Annotated in this window: 16 protein-coding genes; 8 read left to right on the plus strand and 8 right to left on the minus strand. The window is 39.1% G+C overall.

What is annotated here, in order from left to right; translation table 11 throughout:
* Nucleotides 1-33 precede the first annotated feature (33 nt).
* Both ASU00_RS11260 and ASU00_RS11265 read left to right on the plus strand, forming a co-directional pair.
* The gene (locus ASU00_RS11260) at nucleotides 34-438 is read left to right on the plus strand and encodes a PaaI family thioesterase (RefSeq protein ID WP_057913701.1); all 405 of its coding nucleotides are present in this window, start codon (nucleotides 34-36) and stop codon (nucleotides 436-438) included.
* 61 nt (nucleotides 439-499) lie between these two features.
* The gene (locus ASU00_RS11265; RefSeq protein WP_057913570.1) at nucleotides 500-2,095 is read left to right on the plus strand and encodes a long-chain-fatty-acid--CoA ligase; all 1,596 of its coding nucleotides are present in this window, start codon (nucleotides 500-502) and stop codon (nucleotides 2,093-2,095) included.
* 88 nt (nucleotides 2,096-2,183) lie between these two features.
* Here the strand turns inward: ASU00_RS11265 and ASU00_RS11270 are convergent, their stop codons facing one another.
* A complete protein-coding gene (locus tag ASU00_RS11270) occupies nucleotides 2,184-2,939 on the minus strand; it encodes a hypothetical protein (protein ID WP_152983737.1) in 756 nt (251 codons plus the stop codon).
* 442 nt (nucleotides 2,940-3,381) lie between these two features.
* On the opposite strand from ASU00_RS11270, the gene ASU00_RS11275 reads away from it, so the two are divergent.
* Entirely contained in the window at nucleotides 3,382-3,954 is a 573-nt protein-coding gene (locus tag ASU00_RS11275; RefSeq protein ID WP_057913572.1) for a hypothetical protein, read from the plus strand.
* Nucleotides 3,955-4,130: 176 nt separating this feature from the next.
* Here the strand turns inward: ASU00_RS11275 and ASU00_RS11280 are convergent, their stop codons facing one another.
* Nucleotides 4,131-4,685 (minus strand): helix-turn-helix domain-containing protein, encoded by a 555-nt coding sequence (locus ASU00_RS11280; RefSeq protein WP_057913573.1) that lies wholly within the window; start codon nucleotides 4,683-4,685, stop codon nucleotides 4,131-4,133.
* 110 nt (nucleotides 4,686-4,795) lie between these two features.
* On the opposite strand from ASU00_RS11280, the gene ASU00_RS11285 reads away from it, so the two are divergent.
* The 3 genes from ASU00_RS11285 to ASU00_RS11295 all read left to right on the plus strand — a co-directional run bounded on the left by ASU00_RS11285 (nucleotide 4,796) and on the right by ASU00_RS11295 (nucleotide 7,800).
* A complete protein-coding gene (locus tag ASU00_RS11285; RefSeq protein ID WP_057913574.1) occupies nucleotides 4,796-5,380 on the plus strand; it encodes a LysE family transporter in 585 nt (194 codons plus the stop codon).
* A gap of 551 nt (nucleotides 5,381-5,931) precedes the next feature.
* Entirely contained in the window at nucleotides 5,932-6,792 is an 861-nt protein-coding gene (locus ASU00_RS11290) for a transporter substrate-binding domain-containing protein (RefSeq protein ID WP_057913575.1), read from the plus strand.
* A 435-nt stretch (nucleotides 6,793-7,227) separates the two neighbouring features.
* Nucleotides 7,228-7,800 (plus strand): peptidoglycan-binding domain-containing protein, encoded by a 573-nt coding sequence (locus ASU00_RS11295; RefSeq protein ID WP_057913576.1) that lies wholly within the window; start codon nucleotides 7,228-7,230, stop codon nucleotides 7,798-7,800.
* 456 nt (nucleotides 7,801-8,256) lie between these two features.
* On the opposite strand, the gene ASU00_RS11300 is transcribed toward ASU00_RS11295, so the two are convergent.
* The 5 genes from ASU00_RS11300 to ASU00_RS11320 all read right to left on the minus strand — a co-directional run bounded on the left by ASU00_RS11300 (nucleotide 8,257) and on the right by ASU00_RS11320 (nucleotide 12,983).
* Nucleotides 8,257-8,955: a hypothetical protein gene (locus ASU00_RS11300; protein ID WP_057913577.1), complete on the minus strand. Its 699-nt coding sequence runs from the start codon at nucleotides 8,953-8,955 to the stop codon at nucleotides 8,257-8,259.
* Between the two features lie 423 nt (nucleotides 8,956-9,378).
* Entirely contained in the window at nucleotides 9,379-9,672 is a 294-nt protein-coding gene (locus tag ASU00_RS11305; protein WP_057913578.1) for a putative quinol monooxygenase, read from the minus strand.
* A 45-nt stretch (nucleotides 9,673-9,717) separates the two neighbouring features.
* Nucleotides 9,718-10,356: a nitroreductase family protein gene (locus ASU00_RS11310; protein ID WP_057913579.1), complete on the minus strand. Its 639-nt coding sequence runs from the start codon at nucleotides 10,354-10,356 to the stop codon at nucleotides 9,718-9,720.
* 71 nt (nucleotides 10,357-10,427) lie between these two features.
* Nucleotides 10,428-10,877 (minus strand): MarR family winged helix-turn-helix transcriptional regulator, encoded by a 450-nt coding sequence (locus ASU00_RS11315; protein WP_057913702.1) that lies wholly within the window; start codon nucleotides 10,875-10,877, stop codon nucleotides 10,428-10,430.
* A gap of 369 nt (nucleotides 10,878-11,246) precedes the next feature.
* A complete protein-coding gene (locus ASU00_RS11320) occupies nucleotides 11,247-12,983 on the minus strand; it encodes a methyl-accepting chemotaxis protein (RefSeq protein ID WP_057913580.1) in 1,737 nt (578 codons plus the stop codon).
* A 499-nt stretch (nucleotides 12,984-13,482) separates the two neighbouring features.
* Here ASU00_RS11320 and ASU00_RS11325 point away from each other — a divergent pair, with 499 nt between their 5' ends.
* Both ASU00_RS11325 and ASU00_RS11330 read left to right on the plus strand, forming a co-directional pair.
* On the plus strand, nucleotides 13,483-14,382 hold the full coding sequence (locus ASU00_RS11325; RefSeq protein WP_057913581.1) for an ABC transporter ATP-binding protein: 900 nt from the start codon (nucleotides 13,483-13,485) through the stop codon (nucleotides 14,380-14,382).
* Complete coding sequence (locus ASU00_RS11330; RefSeq protein WP_057913582.1) at nucleotides 14,375-15,625, plus strand: ABC transporter permease; 1,251 nt, start codon at nucleotides 14,375-14,377, stop codon at nucleotides 15,623-15,625. The genes ASU00_RS11325 and ASU00_RS11330 overlap by 8 nt, the downstream gene beginning before the upstream one ends.
* 91 nt (nucleotides 15,626-15,716) lie before the next feature.
* On the opposite strand, the gene ASU00_RS25405 is transcribed toward ASU00_RS11330, so the two are convergent.
* Nucleotides 15,717-15,857: a hypothetical protein gene (locus ASU00_RS25405; protein WP_161809725.1), complete on the minus strand. Its 141-nt coding sequence runs from the start codon at nucleotides 15,855-15,857 to the stop codon at nucleotides 15,717-15,719.
* Nucleotides 15,858-16,017 lie beyond the last annotated feature (160 nt).

Here is a 16,017-nt window from a genome sequence, read left to right on the forward strand (position 1 = left end):
TGGATCGCGCAAAAAGGAAGGGAGGGACATAATTTGTCTGTTGAAGTGGAAGATATTCGCAACCAATTCGAAAGCAGTGCGTTCTTTTCACATATAGGTTTTGAAATCATTCGCTTTGAGGAAGGAAATGTTAATATCAAGTTAAAGATTGAAGAGCATTTACTGAATGTGAACGGAACATTGCATGGAGGGATTCATGCTACGATGCTGGATACCATCCTTGGAATGGTAACCCGCTCCGTGACCAAATCCAAAGTGGTGACGACAAGCTTGACCGTCCATTATTTGGCGAGCATATCGAGCGGGGATTTATTTGCTGAAGCGAAAGTCCTCCAAAAAGGGCACAAAATTGCCTTTACTGAAGGAGAGATAACAGATGTAAACGGCAATATCATTGCAAAGGGAACGGGCATATTCAAAATCATCCGTGATAAATGAAGCAAGAGTGAGCAATCTTATTAAGCCATATTACGAGAAAGAATGAGGTGGGAAGAAATTGATGAGAACTTGGCAAAGATTTTATCCAGAAGAAACCCCTTATGACATAGAGATTCCCTTATTGTCTTTATATGGACTTTTAGAGCGCTCTGCCAACCTTTACCCATCAACCAAAGCCATCATCGACGGTGAGCTTGAACTGACTTATTTAGAATTGAAGGATGCAACGGATCGTTTTGCCCAGAATTTATTCAAGCGAGGACTTCAAATGAACGACCGGATCGCCATCATGCTGCCGAATTGCCTGGAATATATCATTGCCTATTATGCGATTCATCGTTTGGGAGGTGTTGTCGTTCAAGTAAATACATTGTATCAACACAATGAATTAGCCGATATATTACGTGATTCCGAGGCAACATGGTTCATTGGCCGTGAGGAACAACAGGAAAAATTGATGAAGACTGGTTGTTCTGACCTGTTGACGTTCATTTCTGCCGATATTGTACGGAAGGATGGAGCCTTTTCATCGACGCTGGACGAGGAACTTCCCGAATTAATCCTCGATCCGAAGGAAGCGGTGGCCTTACTGCAATATACCGGAGGAACGACAGGGAAATCGAAAGGAGTCATGCTCACTCATTTTAATTTGGTTTCCAACGTTTTTCAAGACTTTGCCTTTACGGCGGAAGCTCTCAAGCTCCAGAGTCCTGGAGAACGGATGCTTGGATTGACACCATTATTTCACGTGTTTGGCAATGGACGATTGAACAGTGCCGTTTATGCAGGGGCAACTTATATCACATTAGAAAAATTTGAGATTGATAAAGTGGTGGATTTGATCCGGAAGCATCGGCCAACCGTATTTCCAGGTGTTCCAACGATGTATATCGCCTTACTGAATCACCGGGATTTAACGGCTGACGATTTAAGCTGCTTTAAGTACTGCAGCTGCGGTTCAGCCCCGCTTCCAATTGAAATCATCCATCAATTCCAAACCACATACGGCGTTTCAATTTTGGAGGGCTTCGGCATGTCTGAAACATCACCCACTACTCACAGGAATCCTGTTAACGGACAAAAAAAGCCTGGAAGCATCGGGATTCCATACCCTAATACCGACGCCAGAATCGTTGATTTGAAAACAGGGACAGAACAAATGCCAACAGGCGAAGCAGGTGAACTGATCATTAAAGGCCCCCAAGTCATGAAAGGATATTGGAATAATCAAGGAGATACGACAGCAACTTTACGAGATGGCTGGCTATACACAGGCGATATCGCAACGATGGATGAAGAAGGATATTTTTATATTGTAGGCAGGAAGAAAGATATGATCATTGCAAGCGGCTTTAATATTTATCCAAGCGAAGTGGAGGATATTATTTATCAGCATCCAGCCGTGAAAGAAACATGTGTATATGGCGTGCCGGATACATATCGAGGAGAAACGGTTAAAGCGGCGGTAATCTTAAAGGATGGACAATTCGTCTCGGAAGCGGAAATCGGGGAGTTCTGTAGGCAACGCTTGGCCCGTTATAAGGTGCCGCGAGAATTCGAATTTAGAAATCAACTCCCAAAATCAGCCGTAGGGAAAATATTGCGCCGTATCTTATTGGAAGAAGAAAGGCAGCGCCATACAGCAAGTGAGAAATAGGTTCCTGTCATGCCGCTGTCACAAAAAACATACGAACCGCCAAATAAGAGAATATCCCTTATTTGGCGTGTTTAGCTTACCTGCTAACCTATTTTCCGTTTAATGGAACTTCAAACGATGTGCCTTTCACCAATAATTCATGTGACTCACCATCTGATATATCGTCTGTCGTGAATGAAAAGGAATCGAGTTCCTCCATGCTTTCTTCTGGATCAATTAATAAGCCGATTGTGCCTTCCCTAGTTTCCCCTGGTTGGTAATCCGAGCGAGTAACTTTTTTCGTTCCTATGAACGTATCACCGGAGTGAATGAAATTTTTAGTCGGGACATCATATGTAAGGTCATTATTGAAGGTTACATTTTCCATGCTGAAGAACTGGAGCTCCTTCGAATCTTTATTTTCCACAGAATATGTAACTTCCAGATAAGAAACCTGATCGCCAATATCTTCTTTGGACCAGGCAGCCTTTTGGTCGATTTCCTCCATGCTTAAATTGTCTTTATAATATATCGAGTAGGCCTCCTCAAAACTCAAACCGGTATAAGATTCAAGCTCTGCCTCTGCTTCTTCCGTAAGCGAGGATAACAGAATTTTGCGTATATCCTTGATCGTGATTACCATCTGACCTAATTCAAACGACTTATTAACGGGCTTGGTCTCAACCAAGGTGAGTGTTCCCCAACCTTTTTGGCGGACCTTATCCCCGACCTTTTCAAGGTGGATTCCGCCAAATTCCTCCACTACAGGAATCTCGGTCTTCTCAGTTTTTTTGCTTTCCCGTTTTGGCGGTTCATTATCGCTGCCGGAATTATTGAAGGCCAATACACCTAATGAAACTAGCAATAATCCAGCTACTGTTGATAGAATCCATTTTTTCCGGATGCTACATCACTCCTTGTCTTAAACCTGATGTCACAAACAATACTATACCATTATTTCGCAAAGGGAAGGGAGGATACCTATATCTTGGCCGGCATTAGGCATGAATAAGAAGTATTGCATTTTTCTAAGGAGAAATTATAAATTCTTACCCAACAAGCATGCAATTAGAAGCGTTTTTAACGTCAGCAAAGGCTGGACAGGAGGCATACTTTTTGCCTCCTGTCTTTTTTTAATTAATTGATCAACCGAGACGAAGGAGCGGATTCAGTCTCCATTTGGAATTTTCAATGCTTGTACAAGCCATTTTTACTTAAAGTCATATTATGTTACGAAAGGAATGCTGGATGAAAACTTATTACCTTATATTCTAGACACATATACCTTAAAAAGGAGACGTATAAAATTGTTGTTAAATAACGATGGGGAAGAAAAAGGCCAACAGTTGAATGATGGTTCTATGCTGTTACGGAAAGAGAGACAAGCCATTGAGTTATGGATAGCAAAAATGGGGAAGCAACATTTTTTTGATACGCCAACACAAAGAATGACTTCCGCTAAAAACACGCTGAATCTTCAGTATGAAATGATAGGGAATGGCTATAACCGAATCGTTTTTGATCTTAATAACGGTTATATATTAAAAGTTGCACTGAATGAAGTAGGAATGATCTCTAATGCAAATGAAGCATACATCTATCACAATTGCAGGGAGGAGGTTAAAAAGTATATTTGTCCGATAAGAGAATTTGGTACTGGCTGGATCATCATGAAGAAAATGGAGACGAACGTGCGACACGCACTCATTGATTATACGAAGCTGATCAAGCTTGAGATAATATTCCTGATATATGGCATAGTTCCAATAGATTTGCGAATCGCAAATGTCGCTTTTTCCGAAAAAAATGAAATGGTTGTCATTGATTATGGCCTATTCACGATGGATCTCAAAAGCCCTGTGTTGCGATGGTTCGTGTGAAGAAGTCTCACTAGAGTAAAAGGTCCAAACTCACGAGTAAACAACGGGAATTCGCGAGTAAGAAGTCCCAATTCGCGAATAAACAGCGGAAACTCACGAGTTAAATGCCGAAACTTTATATTGTAGGTCACGAATTGGGTAGAGGGTAGAGAAACGTTCTTGTTCTGCTAACGTTTTTAATAGGGATAATAAAGAATCATGCTTAATCGAGTTACTGTTTTCCCTGTATTAAGGTAAGTGTGGGGCTTGTCAGCCTTGAATCTGATAGAATCGCCATTTTTTAATATATATTCAGTATCATTTAAGCGAACAGTCAGTTCCCCTTCAAAAATGGTCAGGAACTCTTCAGTTCCTTCTTGATGTGGATCGGCACTATGAAAACCACCTGCTTCGATCTCAATTGAATATGTCTCAAAACGTTTATCAGCTTCGAAGGGAAAGTGGGGGTAAACTTGGTATTTTCCGTTGTCTTCAGATAATGTTTGAATATCACTTTTTAGAACAACCTTTGTATCTGGCCGTGGATGATTGATTAGCGAAGAGAAAGAGATTTTTAAACCATTGGCAATTTTCCAGATCGTTGTTATGGTGGGACTCGATTCCCCTCTTTCAATTTGGCCGATCATGGTTTTACTTACACCAGTAAGCTCTGCAACCTTTTCAAGACTCAACTTTTTACTTTCTCTAAAGGCTTTCAAGTTTTTGGCAAGTATAAGATTTATTTCCTCCATGAGTGCACTCCTTTGTGTACAATATAACGATCGTAATGTACAATAAAAAGTAAGTCGTTATATGGTTCGTTTTAGACATTATAACACACATCGGAAAAGGAGGCTCACTAATGCCATTAGTATCATTTTTACTTTTTGTTTTTGTTACCAGTTTTACCCCAGGTCCCAACAATATTATGGCGATGTTATTTGCTAACAAATACGGGTTTAAACGGACGCTGAAATTTTGTTTTGGAGTAGGGGCAGGGTTTTTTGTGATCATGATATTATCGAGTTACTTTAATCTGTTGCTTAAAAATTTCATTCCCAAAATCGAACTGATCATGACTATCCTTGCTGCCTTATATATGCTGTATTTAGCATCGAAAATAATCAAAAGCAAAAACAATGAAAAAGATGACGATGGGGATAAAAATAACCGTTTTCTTTCAGGCATGCTGTTGCAATTCATCAATCCGAAAGGAATTTTATATGGCATAACGGCGGTTTCGACTTTTATCATTCCCTATTATACTTCAAATACCAGTTTACTATTTTTCTCTTTATTTTTGGCATTCATTGGTTTCTTGAGTACGATGAGTTGGAGTATGTTCGGTTCACTTTTTCAAAGGTTCCTGACCAAATATAGTCGTCAGTTCAATATCACCATGGCTTTGTTATTAGTGTATAGTGCCATATCGATTCTTGTAGGATGATTATTTTTTACTAAAAATAGGAACAATTCAAATTTATGGAAGCGGATCGATATTGATGTGACCCTAACAACGACGTAAGTAAAGCGTCTAGGCTATCGAACAGCTTGTTTAAAGATCAAAATTGAAATACAGCTTTCAACTTTAGTTGACACAAATCTAACCGTTTATATAGTCAGTGTGTTCCTATACCGGGGGCACACTTTTTTATCATTTATATGCTAAAACAGCTAAAAAACAAATAAAGCAAAGATAGAATTAAACAAATATACATTCTAATTCAACATGATAATTGGCCAATAAGAAGAAGGTAAAGTTACGTATAGTGGTTTTAATGAAAGAGAAAGGCAAAGTCAGAGAGCAGTCAACTGTTTCTTTAAGATAATAAATGAGGACTGCATATTTTAGATAGGTCTAATATGTGTAGTCCTTTTACTATCAGCTGAGTTAACTTTAAATATGAAAAAGAGTTAGTTTTTTAAAGGTGATTCAATGAATTTGGAGTATTTTTAATAATTGGTAGACGTATTCTAAAAAATTGGAGGTATGATCACATGTTTAACAAATCGAAAAAAACACTATTGGCAGTAGTAATCAGTTTTTCCTTGTTATGTACAGGATACTTCGGTCACGACCTAATCTTCTCGCAAAACGTATCGGCTAAACCTGAATCAGAAACGGCACCAGGACATTTAAAAAATGTTGGTGCTTCCCAGCTTGATGAAATAATTGATAGAGGATACATTCGAGTAGGAATGACAGGGGACTACAAACCTTTTACCTATTTGAACCCGGAAACGAATGAGTATGAAGGCTATGATGTGGACGCTGCCAAAGAGCTTGGTAAAGAACTTGGTGTGAAAGTGGAATTTGTCGCTACGACTTGGCCTACGATGATAAAAGACCTGAAAGCGGACAAATTTGATGTGGCTGTGGGCGGTGTGACTCGCAACACAGCCAGGCAAAAAAGCGCTTATGTATCCAAGGGTTATCTTTCATTCGGTAAGGTGCCTTTAATTCGCAAGGAAGATAAAGACAAATATTTGACGATTGAAGATATCAATAAGCCTTCTGTACGCATCGGCGTAAATCCAGGCGGAACGAATGAAGAATTCGTCCGTCAGAATTTAAACAAAGCTAACGTAACTGTTGTAAAAAACAATCTGGATATCCCTCATCTTGTTGCAGCAGGTACGTATGATGTCATGATTACAGACACAGTGGAAGCAATGCTGTATGCTAAAGCTGATATCAGATTGCATGCGGCTTTAACTGACAAGCCTTTCACAAACAGTGAAAAAGGATATATGATCCCACGAGGTGATTTCATATATGCAAGCTACCTGGAAATGTGGATGGAAGAAATGAAGCTCCAAGGAAAATTTGACGCCCTATACAAGAAGTGGATGGAATAGAATGTGGAGCTACTCCCTAAAAAAATATCTATTGAAGTCAATTTAATAATTAAGCGCAAATGTTGTAGACTAGCTTTAAAGAGCAGCAAACGTCTAAAGAAACAGCAATGATATTCATAACGATATGGCACTTTTCCGAAAAAAGGGAAAGCTCTTTTCGTAAAGAGTATTGTTTTGAAACGAAAGGATTTAAGGTTGTTTGGAGCAGATTGCGAGACTCCTGCTCGGGCACCTGCGCTCCGCGGATAGTGGACATCTGGAGGGGAAATCAACCGAACCGCATTATAGGGTGAATAGCAATAAAGTATCGAAAATAATCTTTTAACAAAATTAACTATTGAATTAAATAACTTTTTTTGAAATAATTGTATTTGGATGAAGGTGAAGTTGTTAGCAATAAGGTAGTGCAGGTTTACATTAAAGGAGGAATTTATTATGAGTATAAAAAAATCCTTTTTCTATTTGTCAGCCGTTGGAATCATAGCATTTCAAACTCAACTCCCAACAATGTCCCAAGCTTCAGCGAGTACAAAATCAATTACAAACACCCATGAAATAAAGGCGGCAAGTGAACCTTATCCGGGTCATGTCATTAAGTATGGAGATCGAGGGTCTGAAGTGAGAAAAGTACAAAACCAGCTAAACAAAAACAATGTACCAATCTATGTCGATGGGATATTCGGTCCGACAACCCTTAAGAAAGTCAAAGAATTTCAAATGCGCAGACATTTGAAAGCGGATGGGATAGTAGGGCCTTCAACTTGGACTGCGCTCTATCATACTGCATTTCCTTATCCTGGCCATGTCGTTAAAATGGGGGATCAGGGCATAAACGTGACATACATCCAAGCGCGCCTTAATGACGCTGGGGGATCGATTAAAATTGATGGTGTTTTTGGACGTAACACTCAGCTAAAAGTAAAGGAATTCCAGAAAAAATTTGGAATGAAAGTAGATGGAATTGTCGGACCGGAAACCTGGGATATTCTCTTTAATTATGAAGAATAGTTTAAGTTTGGCGAAGACCATCTCATAAATACCTATTTAATATAGAAGAAACTCATAAGAAAAGAAGCCTTAGCTAAAAAAGGCTCCTTAGTTTATAGACAAAAGGGGTTCGGAATTAAAAAATTCCGGACCCCTTTTTGAGATTCCCATCGGATTTTTGCCTAAAGGTAAGAGATAGGGGCTGCTCTATGTTCGGCCATATTTGGACCTTGGCATGTCTAATTGACACCCATACCATGCTTTTCTTTTGCATCTGCGGCAACGGCTTCCGGTTTTCCAACTTTCTCAATCACTTGATCAACTAGAAGTTAAAACAAAGTTGATTGGAACGTAAGGTACGAGATTCCTGCGGAAATCAACGGCCTAGTACAATCATAAAATTTTCATCGAGTTTGTCTACAGTCTCAGAAGCTTTTGTTAAAAGGGATTCTTTTTAAATATTCGATATTCCTATTATTACTTAACTCTCTTTTGTTGTAATTCTAATGAACTATCACTATGTGGGAAATGTGGTTCTAGCTTGTAATATGTGTACCACAATGAACATATAAAAATCATCTCGAATGCATTCGTGAGTGCTGAACTCTCGATCGGAATAGGGATGGCGCTGCCGCCAATCATGATTACGACCCCTAAAAGCATCCAAATCCAACGTTCTCTCAGGAAGATGTTAATGCTTATCACCAATAGTACGAGGGTTACAACAAGCACCATGAGAGGTGGACCGGAAGATTGCTCACTAACATATCTTAAAACCCCATACTCAGAGACAGGTACAAAAGTTTTATGCATATTTTCGATACATTCATAAATGATAAGTCCTGATGTAAGGTAAAGGAAAAAATAGAAAGCGGAACGTTTCTCTGTAAAAGGAATATGAATTCTTTTCGCCATATCCCAACCAAACAGTATCAATGTAGGTGTGATAAACCCGTGAATCCAGAAACGAGATTGATTCAACACTTCAAGCAAAGGCCCATCACCAATGAACTTTCCGGAGGCAATGATTATATTATCCGCGAAGAGTGCGAACGTAACCAAGAGGAGAAAGCTGGAATGAGATAAAAGGTTATCCTGCCTTCGAATGAGTGTAATACCCATTATAAAAAGAATCATGTAAACGAGTGAAAAACAAAAATATAGAATAGTATCCAAATAGATGTCTCCTTTTCTGTTTTAGGTTCATTACATGCATTATAACGAAATCTTCGTTCAGGAAAAAGTAAAATACCCTGTCTCATTAAAAGAGTATTAATGAATTTGAACAAGGTGCTAACATTTCTTGCAATAAGACAACGGATTACACAGCAAATAACTGCAGCCACGCTCCTGGAAGATAGCGGTTTTTTTAAACAGTAGGATACGTATCACGATTCAGCACTCATAAATATATGTTTCTATATGAAAAAATAAATGATGAAAAGTAATCATTTCCAATAATTTCTTTGTCAAAAGGAAAAGACTGATGAACTCATTACTAGTTCATCAGTCTTTGTAATTAGCGTTGCAAGTTTGCTAATATCACCCGCAACCATCATATTCAGTTGAACCTCCGACAGGATAGTCAAAAACTCTTTCTTATTGTAAAGGCTGTCCTTCAAAAGCTTTAACATCTAATGGAGCAGAGAGGAATTCTTTAGCTTTCCCGACAAACGAGGTGAAGTGCTCACTTGAGTTATGGCTAGCAACAGCTTGTTTATCTTTCCAAATCTCAACCATTGTAAATTGATTGTCCTTCTCGGTGTCTTTATGAAGGTTATAGGAAACATTTCCGTTTTCCGCTCTTGAAGCTTCGATAAGCGGTTGAATTTCTGCTAGAAATGCATCTTGTTTGGCTGGGTTAATAGTGAATCCGGCATGAATGATAATCATGTAAGGTCATCCTCTCTTTTGTAAAGCATCATAGTAAAGAATTTATTACTTCCATTGAGCCACTTTATTAATTGGAAGGCGAACGGAGGCGTGTCCTCCATCAGCTGCTTTCCCAATTGAAATAAGCATGACTGGTACATGGCGGTCTTTATCCATTCCAAAGGCTTCTGCGATTTTGTCTTTTTCATAGCCGCCGATTGCATTTGTATCATAGCCATATGCTCGAGCAGCTAGCATTATTTGCATGGACACAAGGCCACCATCAACTAAAACGACATCTCTCATTTCTTCGCTCGTGATTTTTTCGTAATAGGCAGCAAATGAGGTTAAAATATAATCTTTCACATCCAAAGGCATATGTCCAAGTTCAACAGCTTTACCGTAGATTTCTTCAGCGTTTGAAAAATTGTCCAAATCACCAAAAACAGCAATTACTGCGGACGATGTGTCAACTTGAGTTTGGTTAAAGCGAGCAAGGGGGGCCAATGTTGCTTTCCCCTCAGGGCTGTCAATTACCAGGAAACGCCAAGGCTGCATGTTGACTGAAGAAGGGGCCAGTGTCGCTAAAGATAGGATTTCCTCCATTTCTTCTCGGCTTATTTTTACGGTAGGGTCGTATTTTTTTATCGAGCGGCGACCTGTTAATATTTCTTTAAAGTCATTCGTTAGTTGTGCAGTTGTCATTGATGAAAGTCTCCTTTTTTACCTTGATGGAATATTTTTTTTATATTATTTAAATCATAAGGAGGTAGGCATTATACTTCACTTATATTTTGTTGAATCCGTATGAGCATATCCGTTAACTCTTTACGTTCTTTTTCATTAAAATCTTTAAGCATTGAAGTGACGAAACGAGCTTTTTCAGCTTGGGAGGCAATGATTTGTTCACGGCCATGAGCTGAAAGGGAAACAAGCGTAAAGCGATTATCATCCGGATCTTTGCGTCTTACTATCATCCCGAGCGCTTCAAGTTGTTTTAAATGCCTGGTAATCGCTGCACCGTCAATTTTGACCTCTTTTTGAAGAGCAGTTTGACTCATTTCATCCACTTGATAAAGCTGATATAAAATATCATGTCTTGATTGACTGATACCCATGCAGCTTTCAAACTTTGAACTGATTTGCTTGTTAAGGCAGTTCATCTTATACAAAATAAGCGATTCATTGGAACATGAAGAATCCGTCAATAAGCATCCTCTTTTCATAATTGATAGGTCAATGATTGATGCATCAATTAATATACTATAGCTAAAAAAATAAAGCAAGTATTTATGTGTATGCAAATATTTTTGCCTAGAACTGTAACCGATTATACAGTCAGCTTTATGAATGAATCATCTTATGTGATACCTGTATCGAAAATCAAAACGTTAAGTGTTTAAAGATGATGCATTTCCTCGGAAAAAAGATAGAGGGATCTCGCACACCTTGAATAGTTACGAACGGGATTCTGCTTTAAAAGCAAAATCCCTTCAGAACGTAGACGAACTCGATGAAAGCTTGTCTGCATTTTTTATTAGAACACTTAGGACTCGCGCACTTCCGCTTCTGTAGGGGAGTGGCGGATCAATATTTTACGCGTTAAACTGCTCAACGGATTTTTCCAGATCACTAGCGAGATTTACCATAGAAATGGTAGAGATGGAAATGTCCTCCATTGATTTTGCTTGTTGATCGGTTGAATGTGCCACTTGCTGTGATGCCTCAGCTGTTTCCTTGGTTAAAACAGCAAAATCCTCAATCGACGCATTGATTTCCTGGGAACCTGCAGCCATTTGCTCTGTGATTGCGGATATTTCCTGAATTTGATCACTTACATGCTCATAAGATTTTATCGTCTCATTAAACGTTTCCCTTGTATTCAGGACAACCTTTGTTCCTTCTTCAACCTCTTTCGTACCAGTTTCCATCATGGTCACTGATTTATTTATGATCGCTTTAAAATTAAGCAAAGATTTTTGGATATTGATTGCAGATTCCTTGGTGCCTACTGCTAATTTTCTTACCTCGTCCGATACGACAGCAAAACCTTTACCTTGTTCACCCGCCCTGGCGCTTTCAATGGCCGCATTTAGTGCCAGCAGGTTGGTTTGCTCTGCTATTCCTGTAATTAAATGGACGATATTCACGATCTCGTTTGCTTGTTCGTCCAGTTTTTTTATTTCTGAACTTGTTTGCAGCATCACATCTTTTACTTGTAGGATTTGATTGGAGAGTTCATGTAAATCTTTATTTCCATTGGACATTTGAATGGAAACCTGATTTGTCTGTTCGCTGACTTCTGACGATGCTTCGGCAATTTTTTGTATTCCTATGGTCATTTCCTCTATGACCCTTGTTGATTCTTCACTTCTGTGTAATTGCACTTCTGTAGCTCCTGCAACTTGTTGAATGCCTTTAACGATATATTGGGTGGACGTGTCCATTTCATTAATTTTTTGTTCGATATCACTTGATGCTTCCAAAAGCTGTAGTGATGAGCTTTTCATCGAGTTGACAATTAAAATGGTATTGTGGATCATTTCTTCGAATGATTTCACTAAAGCGTTAATTTCGTCGTTTCCATTTACCTTCGTTTTGCCAATCAGTTTATTTGCTGCTAATAAATTCCCACTGGCGATTTCCATGGCAGCCATGCTGACTTTCTGAAGGGGTCTTAACTTTCTGGTCAGGTACCATATTAAAGCACCCACTACTATTGCCATGATGATGACATTGATTATGATCGTTAGAGGAAGAATGTCGCCGAGAACACTGCTCGCAGTAGTGTCCACTTTGCTGGCATCAATATCCACCCCTAAAATTCCAATGACCTCATTCCCTTGCTTAATGGGAACAAAAACGGATAAATAGTCACCATATTCAGGATCATGAACAATCGAAGTCGTAGAAACCTTTCCCTTCATAACGCCTTTTACATCTGAATACGTAGTTGCTGTTGTAGGAGTTGAGATGGTAGCTGCTTTCTTATCTTCCTTATCCATTCCATCTATAAGGATGTGAACCTTTTCGTTTTCTTTGTTAATCCCTAATGTATATACATATAACGCACCCGTTTTTTGTTTATAATCGTATAATTGTTCGCGTAGTGCCCAATATGTCTGCGTTTCTGATTGATTACTTAGAAACTCGGCATAAGATGTTGGATTTATGCCTTGAGCGATGTTGCTTGCTAAGTCTAAGCTGCTCTTGGCAATTGTTTTCTCGACCGTATCATTCGTACTCTTATACATTAAAAGCAAACTGCCAATTAACGTAACCACCATGCCCGTTAAAAGAACGAAACCTATTTTCGTACTTAGTTTATTCATCATTGTTACCCCTTCTCGAATTGATAAGTTCTCCTGCTTGTAGTATTTATCGGAAACAATGAAAGTGATTTAAAGGCACAATCGTACACTTTTCAATAAATAGATTGGCGGAACCACCATCCAGTCTTTTGTCATAAAATAAAGAATGGATGTGTAAACGTTAATCTACCTTCTTTTTTCGAATGGAGCGAAGCAAAGCGAAGGGGGTAGGGAGACTTCAGCTTAGGAATGCAAGAACCACGCAAACGAAAAAACGACCGAGGAGATTCCCTGGAACGCCACTGGATAAAGCAACGGTAGAAAAAGTATAATATCTTCAGTTTACATCGTTTAAAAATTGAAATCCCTTAAAGCCTCATGAGAATGGGACATTGTTCGTATGGCTCTGCATATAATCGAAGGGGAAAAGAAGTTATCTGTCTTTTTTGAAGATGGTTGAACTTGGAAAACATTTCCGGTAACATGTTATTGTGAGAGTCATATAAAAGGAGGTTGTCCATTGAGTCTGCAAATCAATGAAGTTACGAAAAAATTCGGGGAGTTCACAGCTGTCAATCAGCTTGATTTAACGATACCGGAGAAAGAAATGTTTGGTTTTTTAGGAGGAAACGGAGCCGGTAAAACGACCACGTTCCGGATGATATTAGGTTTGCTTGACCCAACAAAAGGAGAAGTGACCTGGAATGGTACGAAAATTGATTATACGACCAGCTCGGTTATTGGTTATCTTCCTGAGGAACGCGGGTTATATCCTAAGCTGAAGGTACGCGATCAAATCGTCTATCTGGCTAGATTAAGGGGGATGAACAAACGGGATGCCTTGAAAGAGTTGGAATATTGGCTAGATCGCTTTAAGGTTCCCGAGTACATCGATAAGCGTGTCGAGGAGCTGTCTAAAGGAAATCAGCAAAAAATCCAGCTGATTGCTAGCATGATCCATAAACCTGAATTACTAATCCTTGACGAACCCTTTAGCGGACTGGATCCAGTTAATGTGGAAATATTGAAGAAGGCTGTCATTGACCTAAGGGACAATGGGACGACAATTGTTTTTTCCAGCCATCGGATGGAGCATGTGGAAGAGATGTGTGAGCACCTTTGCATCATGCACAAGGGTTCACCGGTCGTTGCCGGAAAACTAAAGGAAATCAAACGGTCTTTTGGTAAAAAGAATGTGTCTATCAAAGCTGATTTTGATTTATCTTTCTTGGATACGTATGCTGGCGTAACTAAAGTAAAAAACACGATGGAAGGAAAAGTCCTTCAGGTCACTGGGGAAGATGTAGCTGAGAACATGATTCGTGATCTTGTTCCAAAAGGATTCGTTCGAAAGTTCGAATTGGAGGAACCATCGCTAACGGATATTTTTATTGAAAAAGTAGGTGCAGTCTATGAATAAATTTTGGATTGTTCTTTCCCATACATATCTATCGAAAATAAAAACGAAATCATTTATCATTTCGACAGTTATCATGATGGCCTTGATTCTTGTCCTGTCGAATATGTCGAGGCTTATTGAAGCATTCGATGATGATGACAAGCAAAAGGTGGCCGTCATCGACCAAACTGAAGATCGCTTATTCGATCCTTATAAAAATGCCGTAAAAGGCGTGAACAAAGACCTTTCAATTCTTTCCGTCCAAGATGAAAAAGAAGCGGAGAAGCTAGTAAATGCAGATGATATCGTAGGGTATCTTTTAATCGAAAAGGATGATTCGCTCGGCTTCAAAGGGACATATAAAGCGAATCAAATTTCAGATTCAATGGTAAGCAATGATTTGCTTCTCGCACTTACTCAGCTGAAAAGCTTAATAACGGCGAATGAATTGAAATTGACAGAGCAGCAAATCGCCAAGTTGAATACACCGCCAGCCTTTAAAACGATTGCCCTGGAGAAAAATGCAAAAACCGAAGAAGATCTAAATCAAGCTCGCGGTCTTGTATATGTGCTCCTGTTCGTCATTTATTTCGGTGTATTGATGTATGCCACGATGATCGCGATGGAGGTAGCCACTGAAAAAACATCACGAGTCATGGAAATCCTGATTTCAAGTGTCCCGCCAGTGACGCAGATGTTTGCCAAAATCATGGGCATCGCATTACTTAGCCTTACCCAAATGATTTTGTTCTTTGGCGCCGGTTATTTATCGATCAAACAAAACTTGGCAAGTATGGATGAAGGATTCTTTTCCTTTTTTGGTTTTGGTAACACGAATATCTCAACCATCATTTATGCAATCATCTTCGCTTTGCTCGGCTACTTCCTTTACGCGACGCTTGCGGCTTGTCTCGGATCCGTCGTCAGCAAAATAGAAGATGTTCAACAAATGATTTCACCGATGACCATGTTAGTCGTCATTGCCTTTTTAATTGCAATGTTCGGACTCGGAAATCCATCAGCAAGTTATATCACTTTTACATCATTCATTCCATTTTTCACGCCAATGATCATGTTCTTGCGTGTAGGTATGCTCGAAGTTCCATTTTGGGAAATTGCCCTCAGCATTGCCTTGATGCTCATCACCATTTTTCTACTTGGTATCATCGGAGCAAAAATCTATCGTGGCGGCGTCTTAATGTATGGAAGCTCCAAATCTCTCAAAAGTATCAAGAATGCCTTGCAATTATCAAAGAAAAATTAACAGCAAGCCTGGACTTTCCGTTTCCTTCGGAGAAATCCAGGCTTTAATAAATTAACATTCATCAAAGAAATAGAAAGCTTATAGTGGTTGATCACAATATCACTGATCCACCTAACAGGCCAACTAAACCGAATCCTTCTTTTTTAATCAAGTACTTGATAGCATCATTAATGAGGTATTGTTCATCCTTTGCATATAAAAACGTAGTTAAAGCAAGTTGTGCTGATGACATGCAGACATTTTCTTTTTTAATAGAAAATGTCTGTTTTTTTCATTCGTAAACTTCGCACCTGAGCGACTTTAATCATTAATAAATTATTGGGGGTAGGTGAACAAGGTATTTCTCTATCATTATTGAATGTTACAAAGAGGTAATCTCAGATTATGAGTAG

The sequence above is a fragment of the Peribacillus muralis genome (assembly GCF_001439925.1).
GTDB lineage: Bacteria > Bacillota > Bacilli > Bacillales > DSM-1321 > Peribacillus > Peribacillus muralis.